We start from the raw sequence: 6,713 nt of genomic DNA on the forward strand, positions 1-6,713 counted from the left end.
CAAACCAGCGATGCCTACTTTGATTCTGCGGTTTTGACGGGCACGGTGGTATTAGCAACCGGAGGTAGTTTTACATAAACAGACTCCCGGTGCATCATGCCTTCTTTTGTAATCTCAAAATATGAGCGGTCGTAAATCTTTACATCATGCTCGAAGTAGGTTTCCGTGAGGTTCAGCTCGTTTTTCTTTATGACACCCCTGAATCCCAGTGGAAAGTCAAATTGAGATCGTTCCAGCACAAATTCAATCGTATCGTTCACAATTGAATATTTGCCCCGGTAAACGGTGGCATTCTTGTAATCTTCCCTGATTGTTTTTTCCAGGATAACCGGATGTTCGCGGGATTCTACATAAACCACATCCTGGTCCTCAAGAAAGCATAGGTATTTAAATGAGGTGACAGGCCTTGACTGATCGTGATGAGGTGCCTGATAAAGCCCGGAAGGCAATGTAGAAGAAGCTACATGGAAGGTCAATGTATCTTCCTGTGCATAGCTAAGCACAGGGAAAGTGAGAATAGTTAGTAAAACGGGTAGTCGGATCATTTAAAGTGGTGGTTTATCGGCTAACCATTGATCGATCATGGTAAGGTCATTTTCTTTTGCATACGTCATAACAAACGTAAAGGATTTGTTCTGCCGGGAAATTTCTGCAAATGCATCCGGACCAAAATATGTCAACCCGCCTTCTGCTGTAACGGCCCAGATCATGTTTTCGGATGCAGGATCAAATGACAGGCGATCGAAGTTTGTGTAGTTAAACACAAAAACGGCATTCAATTTTCGGTCTACCAAACATACCTCAGCATATTGTAATGGTTGCCCTTCAGTATCTTTGAACGTTGCCTGAAGCGTACAACCCTGTGGTGATTTTCTTGGATGATCACAATTATATATACCAAACTGGTTAATGGAGAATGTCCGCTTGATCTCCGCACGTGTCTGGCTAACCTGTTTAGCAGCTAAGCGTCTCGTTTCTTCCCGTTCCTTGATAATATGTGCCTGTTCGGCCAGGGCCTTTTCGTAGGCTTCTATTGCCTTCTCTTCCTCTCTCTTGCGATGCAAGAGCTTTTGGTTATACTCAGTAAAAAGTTCTTCATATCTGCTTTGTGCGGCCTCAAATTGGATACCGCTAAGCACCGGTTCGGACAATACTGATATGGTGCGATCCGGCCTTGAAAATATAACCTTATATATTCCAGGGGTGCTGGTTCTTTCCAACGATACGTTTTGCCAGGTGGTGTGCGCGTTGTTAGGGTCGAAGTTCTTTTCCGAATCGGCTACCTGAAATACGATGTGATCGTATGACTTCATTTCAGGAAATTGAGAGGTATCAACTTCTATGTTGAACTTTGGTTTGCCTTTTACCGCTTTTTTGGGCGGTGAGGGGGCGGAGTTTTCACACTGGGCCAATAGTTTTCGTGCATTCTGAACCTGATGGTCCAGTTCCGTTAGTGCTTGGTTTTCTGTGATATCCATTGGAGAGGCCATATCCCTGATCGGAGTTAGGCCTTGGGTTGCAACAGTCACAATATCTTTTCCCTGGCAGTCCCACCGGGTGTTTTGATCATCAAGATGGTAAAGATTAAAGAGAGTTCTTTGATCCTGGGAATGCATGGAAATGTGTATTGTTTTTTCTGGTTTTATGCTTAGGGATTGACCATTCTGGTAGGCCCGGATTTCTATCATGCCTGCAGATTCAAAGTGATGTGTCTCATTTAGGGTGTCATAATGCATAGGTATACCACTGGCGAAGATCCCCATGGGTTCCATAATCTCGCGGTAGTGTATTTCCACGCTTCCGGACACCGTTTCTCCCGAGGCATTTACTAAACACCCTGCAGGTATGGATATGGTGGAGCCTGAAGGATGGTTTATGGTTACATCGGTCTTAGAGTCAATTTGATAAGTGGTAAAAGCAATGTCTCTGGCAGCGTAGCGCGGTTGGGTCGTATGTGTTGACTGACCTGGTAAATCCGGAGAGATGCTTGATATTTCTTTTTTTACTGGGGGATTCTCTTCGGTGGATTGTAACAGAAAGTAGGATGAAATAACCAGAGCACAAGTGCCAGCAAGGTACCCGCCCCATTTCAGCCATTTACCAAGGGTAAGAGAAGATTGGGTTAGTTGGTATGAATCAACCACCTTGCTGAAGTCTTGTCGCTTGCGTATCTCTTCTGATGTAGGGCTACTTCTATCGGTTATAATATATGGTTTCATGGTTACGAATGTATATGCTTGCTTTGCTTTTTCATTTTATCAAGAATACGGTAGAGTCGCACCTTTGCGTTGGTTTCAGTTAAATTCAGTATTTCCCCGATTTCTTTAAATGGTCTTTTTTCAAAAAACCGCATAGTGATAAGTTGTATGTCTTCCTCAGGGAGATCAGCGATACTTTCAGTAAGCCATTGTATATGAATTTCTTTTTCTTCCTTTTCTTCAAAGGATATTGATTCCGCGATAAGATGTAATCCCGGTGTGTCTGCGCTAATGATTTGCCGTGTTTTGTTGGCTTTATAAAGGTCCTTAACAGTATTCGCCGCAATCCTGTAGAGCCAGGAGGAAAATGGGAGGCCCTTGAATTTGAATTTGTCAATTTTGAGCATGGCTTTCAAAAAAACCTCTGAGGTGGTATCGTAAGCGAGATCTTCATCTGATACCCTATTGTATATGAATCGAAATATCTTTTCGTGATATCTCCGATAAAGTGGCTCAAAGTCGCTAACGTTTTTTTTGGCTGCAGTAATCCATGTTTCTTCTTCTGACATACGTTCAGTAGTTACATGGTATTTTGATGATGGTTGCAGCGACATGATATAGATTCGTAATCTGGTATATTAATCAGACCCGCAGCTGTTGCCGGTTTATGCTGTTATAACGAAATGTAGGATGAAAGGTACAAATGAGATAAAATTTTATGGTTATATGATGTATGTAATTGAAAAACAGTGATATAAGTACTTTTCGGGATGTTGGGAAATGTATACCGGGGAAATGTAAAGGGCAAATCAGGGCGTTAAAGCCGGTATTTGGTGGTTTTGGAGGTGTCGTATTGGTCAGGGTGAGAAAGTTCATCCTGGCGTAAGTATGGGGGTTGCTTTGAAAACCCTTGTTGTTAAAGGGCTGTAGGAGGTTAGTTTTGTTTGCGAATGATATAGATCAAGCTTGAATAGTTTTTCTTCCCGAAAAGTGCGCGAATGTTAGACAGGGCACCAATGGAGAAACCTCGTAAAACGGATAATGACTTATTTTCATTTTTATACTGACTACTCAGCATAGCCACATAAAATGAATCAAAGATCATGGGTTTGATTTTTGTGATGGTAAGTTGATGCTTTGACATTAATTTTTTCATCGTCATTGGAGTAAAGTGGTAAAAATGACGTGGAAGATCATATGCGGCCCAGTTGGTTTTATAATGGCACGCGTCCCATGAATCCGGATTCGGAACAGCCACAATGAGGGTGCCTTCCGAATCCAGAAGGGTTGAAAGTTTTTCTATATAATGATTAAGCTGATCTACATGTTCCAAAACATGCCAAAGGGTGATTACCTGAAACGAGGCAGGTTTTAATTCTTCCAAATGTGAAGGAGGGAAAACATGGAGACCATATGTGTTTATCGCAAATTCTCTGGCGGTCTGACTTGGTTCAATTCCGGTGGTGTTCCAATGATGTTGTTTCGCTGTATTAAGAAATTCTCCTGTTCCACATCCCACATCCAATAGTGATCCCGGTTTGTGAGACCCTTCGATCAAACGTAGCTTAGATCTTAATGTGTAGTTTCTGACGATGTGGTATAGTTGAGAAATAAGCCCCTTCCGGGTGTTGGAGTGACTTATATAATCTTCTGACTGGTAATACCCTCCAATGGTGTTTGTATCAGGTCTCGGATTGGTGAATAATAATCCGCATTGGTTACAGGAAACTATCTGAAAGGTTTTATGGCTGACGGTGTGATCCTTACATTTAATGAATTCACTAAATTCATTAGCATCACATAATGGGCAGTGTTCTAAATTTTCCATTTGTTCCACGTGGAACTTATTAGCGACCGAGGTAGATCATGAGGACTGATATATCAGCGGGACTAACCCCACTGATCCTAGAGGCTTGGCCAACGGTTTCTGGTTTAATACGATTCAATTTTTCACGTGCTTCTGATGACAAAGATGTTAGTCTGTCATATTCCAGGTTATGGGACAATTTGATCCCTTCAAGCCGATTCAGCTTATCGGCCATTTCCTTTTCCCGGTTTATATAACCCTCATATTTAATGGTTATCTCGGTTTGTTGGATGATCTCATTCTTGTCTTCCTCAAGTGTTTGAATAAACTGTCTCATTTCTTCTGAATGTGATAGCAGTTCATTTAGGGTGATATTTGGTCTCTGAAGAATTTGAATAAACTTTACCTTTTGGGGCAATAAGCTGCTGTTCTTGGATTCAAGAAAAGCATTCATCTTGTTTGGATCTGCACTAAGCGTTTTAAGCAAGTGCAATAACTGTGATTTGCTTTCCCGCTTTTTTATCAGGCGCTCCAAGCGATCATCTTTTGCCAGCCCAATCCTATGGCTTTTTTCTGTAAGACGTTCATCGGCATTGTCCTGTCGAAGCAGAAGACGGTATTCGGCTCGTGAGGTAAACATGCGATATGGTTCTTCTGTTCCCTTAGTGACCAGGTCATCGATCAATACGCCTATATAGGCCTCGTCCCTATTCAGGATAAAAGAATCCTCTCCGGCAACCTTTAGATGTGCATTAATTCCCGCCATTAGTCCCTGGCACGCGGCCTCTTCGTAGCCGGTTGTACCGTTGATCTGACCTGCAAAGTACAAGCCAGAAATCTTTTGTGTTTCCAGGGTATGTGACAGTTGGGTGGGATGAAAGAAGTCATATTCAATAGCATAACCGGGCCTGAACATTCGTACATTTTCGAATCCGGGGATAAGTTTAAGTGCTTTGTATTGAACATCCTCTGGAAGAGATGTGGAAAAACCGTTTACATAGATTTCAACGGTATTCCAACCTTCGGGTTCAACAAATATCTGGTGTTGGTTCTTGTCTGAAAAGCGTTCAATCTTGTCTTCAATGGAAGGGCAATACCTTGGCCCTAAACCTTGAATTCGTCCGTTAAACATAGGTGACTTATGAAAGCCAGTTCTTAGTATATCGTGTACTTGTGTGTTTGTGTATGTGATATGACAGCTGCGTTGTCTGGTTAGGGATGGTGTGGAAGTAAACGAGAACTTATCGGGTATGTCATCGCCCGGTTGTTCTTCCATTTGGGTGTAGTCCAAACTACGACCATCGACCCTAGGTGGCGTTCCGGTTTTCATCCGGCCACTTTCGAGCCCCATTTCCTGTAATTGTTCGGTAATTCCTTTAGCGGCGTGTTCGCCAGCTCTGCCACCGCTGTATTGCTTCTCGCCCAGATGAATCCTGCCGTTGAGGAAGGTTCCATTGGTAAGGATGACGGCTTTGGATAAAAAAGTAAGGCCCATTGAGGTTCTTACTCCTTTGACGATATCCCCTTCCAGTAACAGGCTATCCACCATGTCCTGCCAAAAATCAACTAAGGGGGTTTGTTCAAGCATTAAACGCCATTCTTGCGCGAATAACCACCGATCACTTTGTGCCCTGGGGCTCCACATTGCAGCTCCTTTGGATCGGTTGAGCATTCGGAACTGGATCATGGTTTTATCGGTAACAATACCTGAGTATCCTCCCAATGCGTCGATCTCCCGTACAATTTGCCCTTTTGCAATACCACCCATTGCCGGATTACACGACATTTGTGCAATGGTTCCCATGTTCATTGTAATGAGAAGAACCCGGGACCCAAGGTTTGCAGCAGCCGCTGCTGCTTCGCAACCTGCGTGTCCGGCGCCAACAACAATTATATCATATATTTGATTCACAACAAATGTTTCACGTGGAACATGATAATGTAATAGTATTCAGATGCGTGTGGAGAACGTCTTCATGGAATTATTGAAGATGTACCCGGATCATTTAGACAGTCTTTTTGTAGTCCGATAGAAGCCCTATTTCTTTTGCCTCGCGGCATCACGCAAATTTAGCCAATAATCTTCTTCTGCACGCATCTTCTTTTTCTGAGCGGGGGTTTTATCGTTGAACCCAATAAGATGAAGCACGCCATGAACCATAACGCGCTGCAGCTCGTCCAGAGGGTTTAGATTTCGTTCGCTGGCATTTTCCAAAACCCGGTCTATGCTGATATAAATATCGCCCGTGATGTCTCCTTCTTTTTCGGAATAATCAAAAGTGATAATATCTGTGAAGGTGTCGTGCTGGAGATATTGCTGGTTAAGTTTCAGAAGGCCCTCGTCGTTAACCAAAATAAAACAAAGGTTCCCAGCGACCTGCTGAAAACCTTCCAATACATGAATGATCCAGGATTTACTCGAGCGATACCCACTGACTTTTATTTCAACCTCGGAGAAAAATCGTATGCAATGCTTCATAATTGCCTTGACAGAGGCTTTTCCCTAATGGATAACCCGTTTGGGAAGTATCAGGTGTTTTGCTCGAATTGGAATGTTAGTTCCCCGATAGACGAAAGGTTAACTCAACCTTCCTGCCATCGTCTGAGAATTCCACTTCATCAGCGAGGTTCTTCATAAGAAAGATACCTCTACCGGTTGGTTTCTCAAGATTCTCTGGCGCAGTCGGATCAGGAACGTTTGAAAAATC

At 43.0% G+C, this 6,713-nt stretch carries 7 protein-coding genes; all 7 read right to left on the minus strand.

The annotated features are described in order from the left end of the window. Positions 1-14: 14 nt before the first annotated feature. Positions 15-545 (minus strand): hypothetical protein, encoded by a 531-nt coding sequence (locus tag KDD36_01415; GenBank protein MCB0395278.1) that lies wholly within the window; start codon positions 543-545, stop codon positions 15-17. Continuing rightward, entirely contained in the window at positions 546-2,219 is a 1,674-nt protein-coding gene (locus KDD36_01420) for a hypothetical protein (GenBank protein MCB0395279.1), read from the minus strand. It lies immediately after the preceding gene. A 2-nt stretch (positions 2,220-2,221) separates the two neighbouring features. Continuing rightward, complete coding sequence (locus KDD36_01425; GenBank protein ID MCB0395280.1) at positions 2,222-2,767, minus strand: sigma-70 family RNA polymerase sigma factor; 546 nt, start codon at positions 2,765-2,767, stop codon at positions 2,222-2,224. 365 nt (positions 2,768-3,132) lie between these two features. Then, positions 3,133-4,035, minus strand: coding sequence for a class I SAM-dependent methyltransferase (locus KDD36_01430; GenBank protein MCB0395281.1), 903 nt, complete (start codon positions 4,033-4,035; stop codon positions 3,133-3,135). A gap of 10 nt (positions 4,036-4,045) precedes the next feature. Next, entirely contained in the window at positions 4,046-5,917 is a 1,872-nt protein-coding gene (gene mnmG, locus KDD36_01435) for a tRNA uridine-5-carboxymethylaminomethyl(34) synthesis enzyme MnmG (GenBank protein ID MCB0395282.1), read from the minus strand. 126 nt (positions 5,918-6,043) lie between these two features. Beyond that, positions 6,044-6,484: an rRNA maturation RNase YbeY gene (gene ybeY / locus KDD36_01440; GenBank protein ID MCB0395283.1), complete on the minus strand. Its 441-nt coding sequence runs from the start codon at positions 6,482-6,484 to the stop codon at positions 6,044-6,046. A 76-nt stretch (positions 6,485-6,560) separates the two neighbouring features. Continuing rightward, positions 6,561-6,713, minus strand: a 153-nt coding sequence (locus KDD36_01445) for an ATP-binding protein (GenBank protein MCB0395284.1), incomplete at its 5' end; no start/stop codon positions are given.

This window comes from Flavobacteriales bacterium (assembly GCA_020435415.1).
GTDB lineage: Bacteria > Bacteroidota > Bacteroidia > JACJYZ01 > JACJYZ01 > JACJYZ01.

Bases quoted from the DNA above. Each gene is read 5' to 3' on its own strand.
- KDD36_01420 (MCB0395279.1), bottom strand. From the start codon at position 2,219: ATGAAACCATATATTATAACCGATAGAAGTAGCCCTACATCAGAAGAG.
- ybeY (MCB0395283.1), bottom strand. From the start codon at position 6,484: ATGAAGCATTGCATACGATTTTTCTCCGAGGTTGAAATAAAAGTCAGT.
- KDD36_01415 (MCB0395278.1), bottom strand. From the start codon at position 545: ATGATCCGACTACCCGTTTTACTAACTATTCTCACTTTCCCTGTGCTT.
- KDD36_01425 (MCB0395280.1), bottom strand. From the start codon at position 2,767: ATGTCAGAAGAAGAAACATGGATTACTGCAGCCAAAAAAAACGTTAGC.